General features: G+C 31.9%; 18 protein-coding genes and 2 pseudogenes. 17 read left to right on the plus strand and 3 right to left on the minus strand.

Annotated features, from left to right (window positions below):
• Positions 1-78 precede the first annotated feature (78 nt).
• Positions 79-210, plus strand: a pseudogene (locus ABH961_RS30065) (methyltransferase family protein); the annotation flags it as partial.
• A 52-nt stretch (positions 211-262) separates the two neighbouring features.
• Here the strand turns inward: ABH961_RS30065 and ABH961_RS08380 are convergent.
• A complete protein-coding gene (locus tag ABH961_RS08380) occupies positions 263-976 on the minus strand; it encodes a hypothetical protein (protein ID WP_095205749.1) in 714 nt (237 codons plus the stop codon).
• A 496-nt stretch (positions 977-1,472) separates the two neighbouring features.
• Here ABH961_RS08380 and ABH961_RS08385 point away from each other — a divergent pair, with 496 nt between their 5' ends.
• Positions 1,473-2,273: a GNAT family N-acetyltransferase gene (locus ABH961_RS08385; RefSeq protein ID WP_098721268.1), complete on the plus strand. Its 801-nt coding sequence runs from the start codon at positions 1,473-1,475 to the stop codon at positions 2,271-2,273.
• A 45-nt stretch (positions 2,274-2,318) separates the two neighbouring features.
• Positions 2,319-3,182, plus strand: a complete 864-nt coding sequence (locus ABH961_RS08390; RefSeq protein ID WP_404519222.1) for a glycerophosphodiester phosphodiesterase — start codon at positions 2,319-2,321, stop codon at positions 3,180-3,182.
• A gap of 265 nt (positions 3,183-3,447) precedes the next feature.
• Here the strand turns inward: ABH961_RS08390 and ABH961_RS08395 are convergent, their stop codons facing one another.
• Positions 3,448-3,909 (minus strand): DUF2306 domain-containing protein, encoded by a 462-nt coding sequence (locus ABH961_RS08395; protein ID WP_048547178.1) that lies wholly within the window; start codon positions 3,907-3,909, stop codon positions 3,448-3,450.
• Positions 3,910-4,083: 174 nt separating this feature from the next.
• Here ABH961_RS08395 and ABH961_RS08400 point away from each other — a divergent pair, with 174 nt between their 5' ends.
• Positions 4,084-4,614, plus strand: coding sequence for a DUF4269 domain-containing protein (locus ABH961_RS08400; RefSeq protein WP_098047636.1), 531 nt, complete (start codon positions 4,084-4,086; stop codon positions 4,612-4,614).
• Between the two features lie 45 nt (positions 4,615-4,659).
• Here the strand turns inward: ABH961_RS08400 and pdxR are convergent, their stop codons facing one another.
• Positions 4,660-6,093, minus strand: coding sequence for a MocR-like pyridoxine biosynthesis transcription factor PdxR (gene pdxR / locus ABH961_RS08405; protein WP_098077388.1), 1,434 nt, complete (start codon positions 6,091-6,093; stop codon positions 4,660-4,662).
• A 148-nt stretch (positions 6,094-6,241) separates the two neighbouring features.
• Between pdxR and ABH961_RS08410 the strand changes: the two genes are divergently transcribed.
• The 13 genes and pseudogenes from ABH961_RS08410 to ABH961_RS08470 all read left to right on the plus strand — a co-directional run bounded on the left by ABH961_RS08410 (position 6,242) and on the right by ABH961_RS08470 (position 17,057).
• Entirely contained in the window at positions 6,242-7,156 is a 915-nt protein-coding gene (locus ABH961_RS08410) for a DMT family transporter (RefSeq protein WP_048547183.1), read from the plus strand.
• 122 nt (positions 7,157-7,278) lie between these two features.
• Positions 7,279-8,640, plus strand: a complete 1,362-nt coding sequence (locus tag ABH961_RS08415; RefSeq protein ID WP_098067900.1) for a family 8 glycosyl hydrolase — start codon at positions 7,279-7,281, stop codon at positions 8,638-8,640.
• Between the two features lie 161 nt (positions 8,641-8,801).
• Positions 8,802-9,725, plus strand: coding sequence for a nucleoside hydrolase (locus ABH961_RS08420; protein WP_098047639.1), 924 nt, complete (start codon positions 8,802-8,804; stop codon positions 9,723-9,725).
• Between the two features lie 76 nt (positions 9,726-9,801).
• Complete coding sequence (locus ABH961_RS08425; RefSeq protein WP_098047640.1) at positions 9,802-10,260, plus strand: GNAT family N-acetyltransferase; 459 nt, start codon at positions 9,802-9,804, stop codon at positions 10,258-10,260.
• A gap of 30 nt (positions 10,261-10,290) precedes the next feature.
• Complete coding sequence (cutA, locus tag ABH961_RS08430) at positions 10,291-10,629, plus strand: divalent cation tolerance protein CutA (protein ID WP_048547191.1); 339 nt, start codon at positions 10,291-10,293, stop codon at positions 10,627-10,629.
• Between the two features lie 25 nt (positions 10,630-10,654).
• On the plus strand, positions 10,655-11,101 hold the full coding sequence (locus ABH961_RS08435) for an NUDIX domain-containing protein (RefSeq protein ID WP_048547193.1): 447 nt from the start codon (positions 10,655-10,657) through the stop codon (positions 11,099-11,101).
• Between the two features lie 199 nt (positions 11,102-11,300).
• A complete protein-coding gene (locus tag ABH961_RS08440) occupies positions 11,301-11,567 on the plus strand; it encodes a heterocycloanthracin/sonorensin family bacteriocin (protein WP_048547194.1) in 267 nt (88 codons plus the stop codon).
• A gap of 101 nt (positions 11,568-11,668) precedes the next feature.
• Positions 11,669-12,685, plus strand: a complete 1,017-nt coding sequence (locus ABH961_RS08445) for a serine hydrolase domain-containing protein (protein WP_098067903.1) — start codon at positions 11,669-11,671, stop codon at positions 12,683-12,685.
• A 465-nt stretch (positions 12,686-13,150) separates the two neighbouring features.
• Entirely contained in the window at positions 13,151-14,359 is a 1,209-nt protein-coding gene (locus ABH961_RS08450) for an L-lactate MFS transporter (protein WP_404519224.1), read from the plus strand.
• 288 nt (positions 14,360-14,647) lie between these two features.
• A pseudogene (locus ABH961_RS08455) lies at positions 14,648-15,049 on the plus strand (cadmium resistance transporter); the annotation flags it as partial.
• 131 nt (positions 15,050-15,180) lie between these two features.
• Positions 15,181-15,597, plus strand: a complete 417-nt coding sequence (locus ABH961_RS08460) for a GNAT family N-acetyltransferase (protein ID WP_048547199.1) — start codon at positions 15,181-15,183, stop codon at positions 15,595-15,597.
• Between the two features lie 219 nt (positions 15,598-15,816).
• Complete coding sequence (locus tag ABH961_RS08465) at positions 15,817-16,332, plus strand: DinB family protein (protein WP_048547201.1); 516 nt, start codon at positions 15,817-15,819, stop codon at positions 16,330-16,332.
• A 281-nt stretch (positions 16,333-16,613) separates the two neighbouring features.
• Positions 16,614-17,057 carry an NUDIX hydrolase gene (locus ABH961_RS08470; protein WP_000757634.1) on the plus strand — a complete coding sequence of 148 codons (444 nt, stop codon included), beginning with the start codon at positions 16,614-16,616 and terminating at the stop codon, positions 17,055-17,057.
• Positions 17,058-17,086: the final 29 nt, after the last annotated feature.

Genomic DNA, 17,086 nt, shown 5'->3' on the forward strand with positions numbered 1-17,086 from the left:
TTATGTATAGAATGGATACTGCTACCTCTTTCAAGCTAAGAAAAGCAAATACTATAAAACGAAATTTATAGTTTGTGAATTCCTATAGGCCTATTCTTTGTATTTGTTTTTGACTATATTCCGCAATCTGATGATTACTTACAGAATAAGTACGGTGAACAATTTACAGTGTATAAACAGAAAACAAAAAAACTAATACCGTTTATTTAGTAAATCAGTTTCATAAATTATAAAAAGCGCAGGATCATCATCCTGCGCTTTTCTATCGTAATTCAGCTGTTTTTCTAATAACAATCTTATCAATATCATCTTCTTCATCACCATTAAATAACCCGCGTTCTTTTAAATACGCCTCAAAATATAAATCTGCTTCTGCACGTTCATCATATGGTTTTACAGATAGAACGAAACCTAATTTGTTTTGTTCCTCTAAATGAGAAGTGGAGATGTAGGCCGGTACATTATGGCGTAAAAAGAGTTCTTTAACCGGAATAATCATATCTTTCATTAATTTCGTTAACATACCCATTTCAAACTCGAAATTAAAGCGATCTATGCTACATAAATCAGCGAATACTACACCGATAAAACCTGTATTAAATACTTCTTGATATTCTACATCTTCGTCATTACCGTAAAAATTCTTTTCGATTAAATAATTTATAAAGTAAGCAACACCGTCACTTTGTTCAAATGGTTTCGTTGAAAGAACAAAGCCGATTTTCTTTTGTTTATGTAAATACACACATGACATGTATGCTGAAATGTTATGTTCTTTAAATAGAGAACTTGTTGCCCCAGAGAGGCCATCAAGTACGTGATGAACAATTTGAAGTTTTTTACGAGCGAAATAATAGGATTTCTTTTGTAACTCCAATGTATCAATAAAGACAGAGCCGATAAAGCCTGTATTTGAAATGATAGGTGTTTGCTTTTTTCTTCCTCTGCGCTTTGCTTGAGCCATTGTAAAAATCATCCCTTCATGTACAATTAAAATAAAAAGAACGTTTGTTCGTATATTTATATTTTACTATTAAAACGCTCTAAAGTAAAGGGTTTTTGACGAAAAAAACAACAAAAAAGACACCTATAAAAGGTGCCTTAAACGCTGTAGGGAAGAGGGTTCATCCCAACAATTTATATTATGATACAGAAACGATCTCTTCTGCATCTTCTACATCTAAATGACAGTCCATAGTACGAACATCTTGATCTTCATGACTTCCGAAATAAATAGTAATTTTCATATGTATCGCTCCTTTATTCTAGGAATACCTAAAATAATTACTAGTAATGTTACTATTTATTATATACCACTTTTTTCATTCCGACAACGTTATATCATTTTTAATTCTTTTAGGGCAAAAAGAGTGATGTATAGAGATATTTTTATAGAAATAGATACATTTCTTATGTGTTATATTTAATACTGAAGAATTCGAAAACGAATTTTTATGAAAGGAGCAAAATGAATGAATTATAAACAGTTACTAATAGATAACTTCACATATAAAACCTCATATATTGCGCGGCAGATACATGGAATGAATGTAAAAGAAACGAAGGATTACATTGCTGTCGACTGTGGTTTACCGGCAGATACATTTAATATCATTACTATACTAAACAATAATTTAACGGAAGGTATTGAGAAACTATATAAAGTGGTAAACAACTATAATCAAAAGAAATTTCCAATGAGTGTTTGGTTTTGGGATGATAGACATGAGCAGACTATAAAAAGCGAATTAATAAAACTTGGCTTAAAAGAAGCAGAACAAAATATCGCGATGATAGCAGACTTAAAAACAATTCATCCATTAATAAACATGACAAAAGGTTTTACGATACAAAAAGCATCTTCTTCAGGACACATCAAAAAGTTTGGAGAAACGTTAGCTAATCTATTTGGTACTTCAGAGGAAGGTACACATGTACAAGCATTCTACAATAAAACTGCTTCTTTCGATTTATGGAATAGTGAGAATATGAAACTATATTTAGGGATTTTTAAAAATGAAGTCGTATCTGTTGGTTCATTAGTATGTACAAAAGATAGTATTGGTATTTATGATATAGCAACGAAAGAAGAAATGAGAGGGCAAGGATTTGGCTCTACTATGTTTAATTACTTGCTACAAGAAGCAAAGGAATTAAACGTTTCTCAATGCGTATTACAAGCTTCACCTGATGGGATTAATATTTATAAAAAGGCTGGTTTTCAATCTGTTGGACAAATGACTGTATTTGAAAATAGACGTTTAATTGAATAAATTATTCAATCTAAATTGCTTTCATGTAGGAGTTAATACATCATTATGAAAAAAATATATATCGTTACAATCATTTTCACCTTTATAGTAATAGTCACTTTTTCTTTTCATAAAGTAAATGAACTTAAGTACACAAAAGCTATTAATCAATCAAATCGTATAAAAAACATTGCACATAGAGGAGCTTCTGCGTATGCGCCGGAACATACAATACAAGCTTATAAACTAGGACAACAATTAAAAGGAGATTATATAGAAATTGATCTTCAAATGACAAAAGATGGACATTTAGTAGCTATGCATGATGAAACAGTAAACCGCACTACAAATGGTAAGGGGCTAGTTAAGGAACATACATTAGAAGAAATAAAGCAACTAAATGTAGGTTCTTTTTTCAATGAAAAGCATCCAGCTTTAGAAAAGAAAGAATTTGAGGATGCTACAGTTCCAACACTAGAGGAAATTATTGAAACGTTCAGGAATAGTACTAATTATTACATTGAAACAAAATCGCCAGATGAATATCCCGGTATGGAAGAAAAGTTATTAGAAATTATACAGCACTACGAAATAAGTGATAAAGTTATTATTCAATCATTTAGTAAAGTAAGTTTGCAAAAAATTCATAGTTTAGATGTTCATATACCTCTAGTACAATTACTACCTTACAAAAAGGCAGTTCAATTAACTGAATTAGAGATAAAAAAGTATAAAACATACTGTATCGGTATTGGGATGAACTATAAATATATTGATTCAGCTTATGTAAAGAGAATAAAGAAACACGGATTAGAAGTTCATCCATTTACTGTAGATAATGAAAAAGATATGAAAAAGTTACTTCTATGGGGAGTTGACGGGATGTTTACGAATTACCCGGATCGTTTACATTCGTTATTACAATCTTGAATTATAATGGTGTAATTATCACTGAATCAATACAACAAGTACCCACAAGTATACAAAGATAGTTTGTGGTCCAAATGGTAACATCATTGAATACATAGAGTCGATATTGAAATGAAATCCGAAAAAGAATCCAATATTTTTATTGGATTCTTTTTATTTAGCTCCAAGTGACGAACTTAAAGTAATTTGAATTTGTTAATAAAATATTACATTGAGTATGATTTTTTGTAATTACCATTAGAAAGTAACGAAATTGTAATGAATTTTAACTACGCTTTTTATATTTTTTTGATACACTGACTACGAGAGGAATACCGATTAATGTAGGTAAAAACCAAAACCATATAGGCGGTAATAAATTAATTATGGGAATATGAATACCAACGTTTACTAAAAGTGCGGTAACGGCACCAATATAAGAACCTAACATACCTCTAATATGGTGATGGAGCCAATTTTTCCAACGTTTTTTTCGTGCGAGGTATCCATATATCGCAAATGAATAAGAGAAAATTGCTACATAAAATAAATATGCGATTTTATCCCAGTTTATAATGGATAATATAATTGCGGTAACGGTGATTACAACATAGGATGCATGATATATTTCACCCCATTCCGTATGTTTTCCTTTCTTCTTCTGAGCCACCATCGCTACAATACCGGTGATTAAACATATTGTTCCAAATAATATGTGGATGGTTAAAAGAACGTTGAAAATGCTCATAATAATTCCTCCTTTTTTATTTTTATAGTATTGCAGTATAGGAGAAAAGTTGAAACATATTGTTTATTCGCCTTAATATAGTGAAATAAAGATGCTTCTAGAACAAGTTTAATCGGACAAATTTTTCTTGAATTTAGTGAGACACGTATTACGTGAAATGAAGGAGAGACTTTCATGTTTACATCTATTACATATTTACAATCAGGGAATGACAAGCAACAAAAGGTATATGATGTTTTGAACAAACTAAATATTATGGAGGATTTAGCTTTGTATAGTCCCGTTCTTTGTGGGACAATCCCTATAAGAATTGATACTCTTCAATCTGACTTAGATATAGTAATGGAAGTACATAACTTTGATGTTTTTGAACAAGAAATGAGATCTTTATATGGTTCTTATGAAGGGTTCAAAATAAAAAAGAAAAAAATGAAAAATATTGAATCGATAAAGGTAAATTTTAAATTTGAAGGTTTTGAATTTGAATTATTTGCTCAGCCTAAGCCAGTGCGTAATCAAAATGCATATAGACATATGATAGTAGAGCATATGCTATTAATGCAGCATCCCCATATAAGGGAAGAAATTCTTCGCTTAAAAGAGAACGGTTTAAAAACAGAACCTGCTTTTGCTCAAATATTAAATATTGACGGAGATCCTTATGAGGAACTTATTTTGTTAGGGCAGGAAATGAGATTGTGGTAAATAAGATACACAAAAACTCCTCTATAGATAAAAGAGGAGTTTTTGTTATGCCATGAGCTTACGAATTAATTCACTTAGTAATTTAATCCCGCTAGTCATTTGCTCTGGAGAAGCATATCCATATGATAAACGAATGTATTGATTTGATTCTTCTTCATAAATACGTCCTGGGTTTAAAAGAATTCCTTTTGATAGCGCCTCTGAAAATAATTTCTTCATCGGAATGTTAGGTACAACCTTTAGCCATATAAAAAATCCACCAGTAGGAATATCCCACGCCGCAACATCTGAACAATACTTATTTAAAGCTTGTATCATGATTTGTCTTCGTTCTTTTAATTGAATTCTTACGTTTGCTACATGTTCTTCATAAAAACCTTTTTTTATCCATTCAGCAGCAACTCTTTGAGATAAAGAGCTCGATCCATAGTCTGTTTGCATTTTTATATCTGACAATCTATCAATAACTGGTTCGGGTCCAATGATCCATCCAATTCTAAGTCCTGGGCTAAGTGTTTTAGAAAGACTACCAACATATAATACATGTCCATGTTTATCTATCGACTTTAAAGGAGGTGGAGGTGGTTCATCAATCCATAACTCGCGGTAAATATCATCTTCAATTATAGGTAACTGTTCCTTTTCACATATTTTTATTATTTCTTTTCTTCGTTCTTGAGACATTAATGCCCCTGTTGGGTTTTGAAAACTAGGGATAGAGTATAAAATGTTTTTCTTTTGACTGTATTTAATACGTTTTAATAATTCGTTAGGTAAAATACCGTGATTATCCATACATATACCAGATAGATTTATATTTGCTGATTGAAATACATGAAGTGAATATAAGTAAGAAGGTTGTTCAAGTAAAACGGTTGATTCTCGATGTAAAAGACCAATTGATATTAATTGGAGTGCTTGTAATGCACCAGAGACAATTAATATAGAACTGGCTGAAGTATGTATTCCGAATGATTTGACGTATTTACTAATTGCTTCACGTAACGGCAAAAAACCTTTTTGTTCTTCGTATCCAAAATAATCTATTTCGTCACTTACGCTTTTCATAATAGACTGCATAGTTTCTAGCGGGAAAATTTGAGGCGCAAGTTCACCTTTACTAAGATGGATAAGTTCTTTATTTGCTTCTGCTTCATTGATTTCTCGTACCATTAACTTGCTAGGTTTGTGAATACCAGCTTTTACATAGTCACTCCAATCAGGCGGGGGATTCGTCGCTAATAATGACCATGTATTATTTGTTACAATTGTTCCTGCTCCAATTTTCCCTTGAATCAATCCATCTGCCATAAGTTCATCTAGCGCAGTTATTACAGTACTTCGATTTACATGAAATAATTTGGCTAACTGCCGTTGACTAGGAATCTTACTTCCAATAGGCCATTCTCCATTTTCAATTTTTTCTTTCATAAAGTTTACTATCTGCCGATACTTAGGCAGTTTTTTATTAGTTGTCATAAAAAAACTCCCTCGTTCACTTTACAAATGCCAAGTGGTTGGTTTTTACGATAAATAACTGGTTGAAGACATTGTAACAACTATTAAATATGATGAAAAGAAATAATTGGTAATTATAAAGTGGTTGGTTTGAAGGGGGAGAAAAAACATGAATTATAAAAAATGGGACTTTCGGATTATTTATGCTCATGCTTTTACGATTTTAATATGGGGGACTGCCTTTCCAGCAATTCGCATGGGGCTCGAATCTTATACACCTGAGCACCTTACTTTACTACGTTTATTAATTGCTTCATTTATTCTTCTGTTGTTTTCTTTTATATACAAGTTACGACTGCCGGACTTAAAGGATATCCCAGCAATTTTTATATTTGGTGCTTTAGGATTTACTGTTTATCACATTGCATTAAACTACGGCGAAAAAACAGTAAATGCTGGATCTGCAAGTTTAATTGTTTCAGTCACACCTATAGTAACGGCTATTTTTGCATCTGTTTTTTTGAATGAAAAAATGAAATTAAATGGTTGGATCGGTGGTGTAATTAGTTTTATAGGAATTGCTTTCATATCATTTAGTCAAGGAGATGCTATTCAATTGAATAGTGGAGGATTATTTATTTTATTAGCAGCGATTTCAGAAAGCTTATTTTTTGTTTTCCAAACTTCTTACTTGAAAAAGTATGGCTTCTTGCCATTTACTATATATACAATTTTATCTAGCACTGTATGTATGCTTATTTTCTCGCCGGGAGTGTATACAGAAATACTAGCAGCTCCTCTTGAAGTGAATATGAGTGTTATATATTTAGGTTTATTTCCAACAGTACTCCCATATATCGCATTGGCGTATATCATATCTCATTCTGGTGCTGCTGAGGCAACAAGTTCTCTATATTTAACTCCAGTAACTGCATGTTTTATTGCTTGGTTATGGTTAGGTGAAGTACCGACTTTTGTTTCAATAATTGGCGGGGGAATTACTATACTTGGAGTTTTAATTACTCATATAGCACTATCAAAAAAAGAAAAATATACAACTCTAGTAAATAATAAATCAATATAAACTCATTCCATAACCACTTTATTATACTTTCTTTTGTTGATAAATATAATATTTTGTATTTCAGTTAAATATTGTATGTTACATTTTATGTAGTAAGCATTTTAAAAGGAGATGACAACATAATGAATGGAAAAAGAAAAATTTTCACATGTATTTCTATTATAGGAATCGGACTAGCTAGTTTTTCTAATTCTAGTTTCGCAGCAAATGGAACGGACAATTCAGTACAAACTTCTATTCCCATAGTTAATCAACAAGTAGCTGCTGTAAAAGAAATGAAACCATTTCCCCAGCAAGTTAATTATGCAGGTGTTATAAAACCGAATCATGTTACACAGGAAAGTTTAAATGCTTCTGTAAGAAGTTACTACGATAATTGGAAAAAGAAATATTTGAAAAATGATTTATCTTCTTTACCTGGTGGTTATTACGTAAAAGGAGAGATTACGGGTGATGCTGATGGGTTTAAGCCACTTGGAACTTCAGAAGGTCAAGGGTATGGGATGATAATTACAGTATTAATGGCTGGTTATGATTCGAATGCTCAAAAAATCTATGACGGTTTATTTAAAACAGCAAGAACTTTTAAAAGCTCTCAAAATCCTAATTTAATGGGATGGGTTGTCGCAGATAGTAAAAAAGCACAAGGCCATTTTGATTCTGCTACTGATGGGGATTTAGATATTGCGTATTCTCTTCTTCTTGCTCATAAGCAGTGGGGATCAAATGGAACGGTTAATTATTTGAAAGAAGCACAAGACATGATTACAAAAGGTATTAAAGCTAGTAATGTTACAAATAATAATCGACTAAATTTAGGAGATTGGGACTCTAAAAGTTCACTTGATACGAGACCATCTGATTGGATGATGTCACACCTTAGAGCATTTTATGAATTTACAGGTGATAAAACTTGGCTTACTGTTATTAATAATTTGTACGATGTTTATACGCAATTTAGTAATAAGTACTCTCAAAATACAGGACTTATTTCAGATTTTGTTGTAAAAAACCCACCACAACCCGCACCTAAAGACTTCTTAGATGAGTCAGAATATACAAATGCATATTATTACAATGCTAGTCGGGTACCATTGAGAATTGTAATGGACTATGCGATGTATGGCGAGAAAAGAAGTAAAGTCATTTCTGATAAAGTCTCCTCATGGATTCAAAATAAAACGAATGGAAATCCTTCTAAAATTGTGGATGGTTATCAATTAAACGGATCCAATATTGGTAGTTATCCAACTGCTGTATTTGTTTCACCGTTTATTGCAGCAAGTATAACAAGTAGTAATAATCAAAAGTGGGTAAATAGCGGTTGGGATTGGATGAAGAATAAGAGAGAAAGCTATTTTAGTGATAGTTATAATTTATTAACTATGTTATTTATTACAGGAAATTGGTGGAAGCCTGTACCTGATGATAAAAAAACACAAAATATAATAAATGATGAAATGTATGAAGGATACGATAAATAATCAAATTTGAGAATAGTTACTTAGGACAAGGAATTAGCATATGCTAGTTCCTTTTTTATAACTTGTAAAACACTATCCATTTTAAACTTTGCATAGATATACTTGCTTTTTTCATATACATAGTTATTGATGAATCTATTTTTTTGAGGGGAGAGTATTTCTTGGAAAAAGTATTATTTTTCGGAGACCCAGGTATTGATGACTCATTTGCCATTATGTATGGTTTACTGCATCCCGAAATTGAAATCGTCGGTATTGTAACTGGATACGGAAATGTTGAGCATATACATGCTGCACATAATGCAGCGTATATTTTACAGTTAGCAAATAGACAAGACATTCCTGTCATTAGTGGTGCAACAAAACCACTTACAGAAGAAATTACTACGTACTACCCTGAAATTCACGGTTCAGAAGGATTAGGACCCATCCATGTTCCAGAAAGCGTATTATCTATTCCAATATACAATTTTGGTAGTATCGCTTCCATTCTTATAAAGTACGGAAAAGATTTAACGATTGTCGATGTAGGGAGATCTACCTCGTTAGCAATTGCTTTTAATTTATGGAGTGACCTGATGCTAAATATAAAAGGTATCTATTTCATGGGTGGCGTCTTTTTAGAAGTAGGAAATGTAACACCATTAGCGGAGGCAAACGTGTATGGTGATCCAATAGCAAGTAAAATTGTTTTCCATCAAGCAAAGAATTTATTAATATTCCCTTTAAATGTAACAAACAAAGCTGTATTAACACCAAATGTATTTAACTATATTCAAGCTAATACAAAGAATCCATTTCATATGATAATGAAACCAATGTATGATTACTATTTATCTGCATACCAAAAACTTAATCCATCTATCGAAGGGCCTTTGCTACATGATGTGGTTGCAATAAGTGGATTAGTAAATCCAAGTTTTTTTGAATTTGTGCATCGTACCGTACATGTAGATACATACGGAGAAACGAAAGGACAAACATTTGCTGATTTTCGCCTTAGCTCTATGTCTGAAGGAGCCCGTATAGCATTAGAAATAGATGAACAAAAATTCATTCAAGATTTTATAAAAATTATGTTATAAGTTGTTGTCGAAAAAGGGAATTATTTCACTACGTTGAATATAAACATACATCCTCTATATAAAGGAGCTTACAATATTGAATGTCCAGTTAAAGGTTGTTACGAGAGAAAATTGGGAAGAAGCATTAAAGCTACAAGTTAAAGGGAATCAATTGAAATTTGTTCCATCTGTAGCGGTTTCACTTGCTAAAGTATATATAAAACCGGATGGTGACAATGTAGAATACATACCATTTGCTATATATGATGGTGAACTTATAGTTGGCTTTATTATGCATGCTGTTGTAAGAGAGACATCGGATATGTATTGGATTAACGGATTTATTATTGATCAATCGCAGCAAGGAAATGGTTATGGAAAAGCAGCATTACAAGAAAGTATTGATATAATAAAAAATACTTTTAAATCGTGTAAAGAAATTAGATTAACCGTACATAAAGATAATATCTCTGCAAAGAAATTATATGAACGATATGGTTTCCAATCATTAGAACAGGAGTATGATGGTGAGCAAGTATATCGTTTATTCGTTTAACTATTATGAAGTAAAGGCGTGAAATGAAATATGCAATTTAATGAAGTGAAAATTGAAGTGTTTATTCCTGAAGAATATATTGAAACATTAAGGGGTGAATTAAATAAAATTGGAGCATGTAAAACGGGCGAATATGACCATTGTCTTTCTTATAGTTCAGTGAAAGGATATTGGAGAGCGTTAGACGAGGCATCTCCTTTTAATGGAGAAATTGGTCAAATATGCGAAGGACAAGAATGTAAAGTTGAAATAAAGTGTAAACGAGAACTTGTAAAAGATGCACTTGAAGTTATTAATGAAATTCATCCGTATGAAACACCTATGATTTATATTATACCTATACTAAATGAATATTTTGAGCAACTATAAATTGAATAATTAGGAGGAATATCAATTGAAAAGTAAATTTCATCATATTGTACGAGCAGTCATGATAAAAGATGAAAAATTATTAGTTGCTGAATATATTGGCCATCATTATTTCTTGCCAGGGGGCCATATTGAAATCGGAGAATCAGCAGAGAATGCATTAATAAGAGAGTTAAGAGAAGAACTTGGAGTAAACTGTAGTATACAACAATTTTTAGGAGTCATAGAAAATCAATGGCAAGATAAAGAAGTGCTTCATCATGAAATTAACCACATTTTTGAAGTAGAGTCACAAAATTTACATACAGACTTAACACCGAAATCTAGTGAGTCCCATTTAGCATTTCACTGGATACATTATAATAAAGAAGCCTTAAATCATTATGAAATCATGCCAATGCCTTTAGTGAAGGAATTACTAAAAAGAAAGTTAAGTGATGAACTACTAAATTGTTGGATTAGTAATTTTTAAATCACTTTATTTATAGTAAATACGTCCATCGAATGAATATAAAGAAAATAGGCTAAAAAACAAGGTACATCACCTAGTGTAAGTTCATATTTTGTTGATGTACGCATTTAGTCTATAGTCTTGTTTCTACTTTAATTACAAAAATTTATTAACTTTAATATTTGGACGGAATTTACATTAATAAATGGAGGGTTTTATAATGAATCAGTTTCAACAAGAACTACAATCATTAAACCTTAATGATTATCAAACTGGTAATGTTGTTTATTGGGATCAACTACAAAATCAATATCCATACTATTACATTCAAGACGATGCACGTCGTTGCGGTGGATGCGGAGGTTGTGGTGGTCGCTGTGGCGGATGTGGCGGCAGATGTGGTGGTTGTGCAGGTCGTTGCGGCGGATGTGTAGGGTGTGCAGGATGTTTCGGTTGCTTTAATTGCTGGAACTGGTGGATTATTTAGGTATAGAAAATCAAAACTATTTTACATGAAAGAAAGGTGTGAAAATTGTTTTGCACTTTTCTTTCATGCTGTAATTTCGATGTGTATTAAGGGGGAGTTATTTGTATACATATGATAAGTTGATTTCTTGGGTAGAGAATATAAAAGAAAAAAATCATAGTTCTGCAGCAGCACTTTGTATTATAAAAGATAATAAAATCGTACTAGAGCATTATAGTGGTTATCACTCAAATATATCTACAAACAAGAGAGTAACAGCATCTTCACAATTCAACGTTGCTTCTGCGAGAAAAAGTTATTTAGGTTTAATGGTAGCATATGCACTTTACGAAGGGAAAATAAAATCTATTGATGATGCAGCAATAAAATATTTTAGAGACTTTGATCCTGTATTGCTTGGTAAAACAACGATAAGACATTTAGTAACACATTCGCACGGATTAGAAGAAACGAATGACGGGACAATTTTTCGTGAATTTGAACCGGGACAAGCTTGGGCGTATAGAGATATTAATGTAAGAATGATGACACATCTGATTTATAAGCTATATAACAAAAGTTTTCCCGAATTGTTAAAGGAGCGTGTATTTGATCTAGCTAACTTTAAAGAAACAGGTTGGAGAATTCAGCAAGATGAAAATTTAGTTGAAGTTGTTAATGATCCAAATGAAGATGCAATTAGCGCAATTGGTACAGTAGATGACGGTACGGAAAAAAATCTGTTTGTTTCAGCTAGAGAATTTGCTTATTGGGGAAATCTTCATTTAAATCAAGGTGTATTAAACGGGAAACAAATTGTTCCAAAAAAAGTGATAGAAATTGCGACAAGTTTACAGAGTCCAACATTTACAAACAATGAACTACCACAAAACGGGGTATTTTGGTTCGTTCAAAATGAACCTGCGCTTTTAAGCGAGCTTGGTGAACGCGTTCCAAAAGGATCGTATCAAATATTAGGAATTACCGGACCGACTATATTAGTAATACCTGAATATAATGTAGTTGTTGCGAAAATGTATAATAAAAGATATAACTACGGCGGTGATAATTATTTATATTATTTACGTGAATTTAGCAATTTAGTCGCTGATACATTTCGTAACGGTAATAGGGCATAATTACTCCTATAATGAAAAAGGAGTGAAAAAAATGAAAGATAAAATGAATAAAAACAAAAAACAAAAAACAAAATATAAAAGATGTGAATACAGAACAAAATGCAATTTATAGCGATCCTAAAGATGCTGCTAATATGCAAACGGTACCGCAGCCGAAGGATTTTGATGAAATCGAATATTAATTTTTATCCATCCGACTATATGACGAATGAAAAATACATCTTAAGTCCCATCACATGACAGAAGTCTTTTGATATCATATATACATAAGCATTTGAAAATGTCTTATCTTAACAAAGCTTTCTTTAAGTAAATCTAATATAACCTGCAAAAAGACACTTCATAATGAAGTGTCTTTTTGTGTATTTGAACTTAATTTCCATTTTCCACACAGTATCTTGCTTTTTATGATGGTTATACTAACTGTGAAAATTCATGTCAAGATAAAAGAAGGGGACAGTTAGTATGAAACAAACTTCTATAAATCCGTTACTAATTGTTCTAGGTACAATTATTGTTCAAATTGGCCTTGGAACAATTTATACATGGAGTTTATTTAATCAACCCCTTGTTAGTAAGTTTGGATGGAACCTCAATTCAGTAGCGATAACTTTCTCCATAACAAGTTTTTCATTATCATTCTCAACCTTATTTGCAGGAAAGTTGCAGCAAAAATTAGGACTTCGTAAACTCATCGCTACTGCAGGGATTGTTCTGGGACTTGGTTTAATACTTAGTTCACAAGTTTCTTCCTTACCATTACTATATTTATTAGCTGGTGTTGTTGTTGGTTATGCAGATGGAACTGCTTATATTACATCACTATCTAATTTAATTAAATGGTTTCCAAATCGAAAAGGACTTATTTCTGGCATATCTGTTTCGGCATATGGAATGGGCAGCTTAATTTTCAGATATATAAACGGAAGTCTTATCGATAGTCTTGGTGTATCACAAGCATTTTTATATTGGGGGATTATCGTCCTACTTTTAGTATTAACCGGATCGTTCTTCTTACGTGAAGCAATTGTAAGTAATACTGTAACTGAGACATTACACAATGACTATACTCCTCGTGAAATGATGCGAACGAAACAAGTATATCTCTTGTTTTTCATGTTATTTACATCGTGTATGGGTGGACTATATTTAATCGGTATGGTAAAAGATATCGGAGTACAGCTCGTTGGACTTAGTGCAGCTACTGCTGCTAACGCCGTTGCAATGATTGCAATTTTTAATACGGTAGGTAGAATAGTTCTTGGAACGTTATCAGATAAAATTGGCCGAATGAAAATTGTTTCTGCAACGTTTATAATAATTGGATTGTCAGTCTTTACTTTAAGTTTCATTCCTCTAAATTACGGCATTTATTTCGCTTGCGTAGCAAGTGTTGCCTTCTGCTTTGGTGGTAACATTACAATATTCCCGGCCATTGTCGGAGATTTCTTCGGCTTAAAAAATCATAGTACAAATTACGGAATTGTTTACCAAGGTTTCGGATTTGGTGCGCTTGCAGGAGCATTCATCGGAGCACTACTTGGTGGGTTTCAACCAACCTTTATTATAATCGGTGTTTTAAGCGTTATTTCCTTCATTATTTCGATTTTAATCCGTCCACCAAAAGCAGAAAAGAAAAAAGAAACACAACATTTGTATCGGAAGATAGCTTAATTATAAAAAGAGTCCTCATATAGGGCTCTTTTTATATTGCAAAATATTTGATTTTCCCTTTTTAATAAATGTGTAGGAAGAAAAGAGTTACTTAATTCAAAATGAAATGATTTGAAAAGTAATAAAGTGATTTATTTCTCAACGAACGAAGTAGCAGATTAGTAAAATATTCATATTGTTTTATAAAGGTACTAAAATCATGTTATAAAACTACATTAACCACCTTTGTTATTAGACATGTAATTCATTTATATACCATTATTTTCTTATAAAGGTAGTTGGATTATATTGGTTACAACCATAATTTCTTCTTTTATGGCATTCATTTCAACAAATATGGATGACATTTTTATACTTCTTGTATTATTTTCACAAGTAAGGACAGGAGTAATTAAAAAAGAAGGTAGAGCTGTCCGGGAAAAAACTAAGGTGCAAGAACTTTATATTGTTATTGGACAATATTTGGGGTTTAGTGTAATTATTTTTCTAAGTATCATCGGTTCTTTAAGCTCTTTTTTCATTCCTGTTTCGTGGATCGGATTATTAGGATTCGTACCAATTTATATGGGAGTGAAAGGAATATTGTCACTTCGTTCTTATAAAAGGAATGAAGTCATTGATAATGTTTCTGGTTCAATATTTAAAGTAGCTTCGATTACATTAGCTAATGGAGCTGACAATAAAGCCGTACTACAGATAAAATGTAGTACGGCTTTTCTTTATTTTAGTGAAATGAAACAGTGCTCTACGACTATTAAGTTAGACAGGATATTACGATTATTAAATTGAATAGATACTTTAAAAGGAGTGTGCTACTTAAAATGAAAATAGTAAAACAATGGGTCCAAGAAGATAGTGATTACATAAGAGAAAAAGTAATTGAATATAACCAAAAACATATTTCGGATGAAGAGAAAAAGCCTTCAGAAAAAATTAGTTTTATAGTGAGAAATGAAAAGGAAGAAATTGTAGGCGGAATAACTGCAATTACATTTTGGCACCACGTACATGTCGATTTCCTTTGGGTTTCTGAAGAGTATAGACACGAAGGCTACGGAAGCAAGTTATTAAAGCTTATTGAAGAATTTGCAATTAAACAAGAGTGCAGGCTAATCAATTTAGATACTTTTAGCTTTCAGGCACCTGCGTTTTATAAAAAGCATGGATATAAAGTGATTGGAGTAAGTGAAGATCATCCGAAAGGACATAATCATTACTATTTAGAAAAACGTTTATAAAGTGTATATAGAATTAACGTTAGTATTTGGAATACAGATTTATCCTTTTGGATTATGCATTTAAAGGAGAATCTTGAGTGAATTCATATTTAGAGGCACTTCTAAAGCAAAAAAGATTGGATTGGATTAGAATAGTAGTGATGGGAAACTATTTTTTATAGCGAATATATTTAAAATAGGAATCTAAATGTGGACATTCAAATAAAGGGGGAAATTCTTATGAATTCATTTGTGAATGACAATTTTTATGAAATAAGAAAAAATCTATTCGAGGAAATTACGATGTTGAACGATGCGCAATTCAACAATAAGCCAGATAAGAATAAATGGAGTATAGCACAAGTATGTCATCACTTAGTTTTATTGGATAAAGTGGTTATAAAGGTTATTTCATCTGGCTTAAAAAAGATTGATAGTACCCTAAAAGAACGTCGAGAAATTCACTCTATATTACAAGATAGAGCGATAAAATTTGCAGCTCCAGAAATGATTGAACCAAGTTTAGAACTATTTGAAGTGCAGCAAATGGTTGATTTGTTAAACAAATCGAGAAAAGAATTAATGCGTTTCCTAAGTACAATAGAAGATGAATCTATATTAACGAAAAAATCAGTGATACATCCAGCTCTTGGAGAATTACTTCTTGATCAGTGGATAGAACTAATCTATTTGCATGAACAGCGTCATATAGAACAAATCAAAGAGATAAAATTACTTTGTGAAATTGGGAAGTAAAAAATCTTTGGCTATTAACAAAAAATACGGGTCTCATATGTATACTTTTAAAATTGATCTAAAGAAACGTTAATTTGGAATCCGTTTGTTATATAAGTTTAACCTCGTCTCAAAATAGGAGCGGGGTTTTTACTAATTGAGGAGTTATTCTGGCATTTTCATTTAGTATTAATTTAATCAATTTTTATTCTAATACTTCGGGAACTTACTATTAAACCGAGTTAATGATAGAATGATAAACAGACAGAAAATTCCCTTTATTAAAAACAGAGGAGGTACGTATGAAAAAAGTAAATGTTACATATGCACTTTTATACGATAAAACAAACGAAAAAATCTTAATGGTAAAAAACAAAGGGAAGAATGGTTCATATTACACGCTACCAGGTGGCGCAGTTAAACTGGGAGAAACGTTAGAAGAGGCAGTAATTCGGGAAGTGAAAGAAGAAACCGGACTCCATATAACTGTAAACGGCATTTGTTACATTAGCGAAGCTTTTTTCGAAGAGAGAGGACACCATGCAATTTTCTTTAATTTTTTAGGTGAAATAATTGACGGGGAGACAAATATAACAAGGCCAAAAGAAATTGAAGAGATTACTTGGATGGAATTACATAGAGCAGCACCACATTTACGTATACCAGAACACTTATTAAATATATTACAAAGGAAAGAAACAGTACCTTACTTTTTTAACGGAACAATCGTTCATCAATCTTCATAACATTATCATTTCATGTAAGGCGGGGGAAA

It is taken from the genome of Bacillus sp. RC251 (assembly GCF_044908765.1).
Taxonomy (GTDB): domain Bacteria; phylum Bacillota; class Bacilli; order Bacillales; family Bacillaceae_G; genus Bacillus_A; species Bacillus_A wiedmannii.

Bases quoted from the DNA above. Each gene is read 5' to 3' on its own strand.
- ABH961_RS08390 (WP_404519222.1), top strand. From the start codon at position 2,319: ATGAAAAAAATATATATCGTTACAATCATTTTCACCTTTATAGTAATA.
- ABH961_RS08380 (WP_095205749.1), bottom strand. From the start codon at position 976: ATGATTTTTACAATGGCTCAAGCAAAGCGCAGAGGAAGAAAAAAGCAA.
- ABH961_RS08410 (WP_048547183.1), top strand. From the start codon at position 6,242: ATGAATTATAAAAAATGGGACTTTCGGATTATTTATGCTCATGCTTTT.
- ABH961_RS08465 (WP_048547201.1), top strand. From the start codon at position 15,817: ATGAATTCATTTGTGAATGACAATTTTTATGAAATAAGAAAAAATCTA.
- ABH961_RS08450 (WP_404519224.1), top strand. From the start codon at position 13,151: ATGAAACAAACTTCTATAAATCCGTTACTAATTGTTCTAGGTACAATT.
- cutA (WP_048547191.1), top strand. From the start codon at position 10,291: ATGCAATTTAATGAAGTGAAAATTGAAGTGTTTATTCCTGAAGAATAT.
- ABH961_RS08470 (WP_000757634.1), top strand. From the start codon at position 16,614: ATGAAAAAAGTAAATGTTACATATGCACTTTTATACGATAAAACAAAC.
- ABH961_RS08460 (WP_048547199.1), top strand. From the start codon at position 15,181: ATGAAAATAGTAAAACAATGGGTCCAAGAAGATAGTGATTACATAAGA.
- ABH961_RS08415 (WP_098067900.1), top strand. From the start codon at position 7,279: ATGAATGGAAAAAGAAAAATTTTCACATGTATTTCTATTATAGGAATC.
- ABH961_RS08440 (WP_048547194.1), top strand. From the start codon at position 11,301: ATGAATCAGTTTCAACAAGAACTACAATCATTAAACCTTAATGATTAT.
- ABH961_RS08395 (WP_048547178.1), bottom strand. From the start codon at position 3,909: ATGAGCATTTTCAACGTTCTTTTAACCATCCACATATTATTTGGAACA.
- ABH961_RS08400 (WP_098047636.1), top strand. From the start codon at position 4,084: ATGTTTACATCTATTACATATTTACAATCAGGGAATGACAAGCAACAA.
- ABH961_RS08385 (WP_098721268.1), top strand. From the start codon at position 1,473: ATGAATTATAAACAGTTACTAATAGATAACTTCACATATAAAACCTCA.
- pdxR (WP_098077388.1), bottom strand. From the start codon at position 6,093: ATGACAACTAATAAAAAACTGCCTAAGTATCGGCAGATAGTAAACTTT.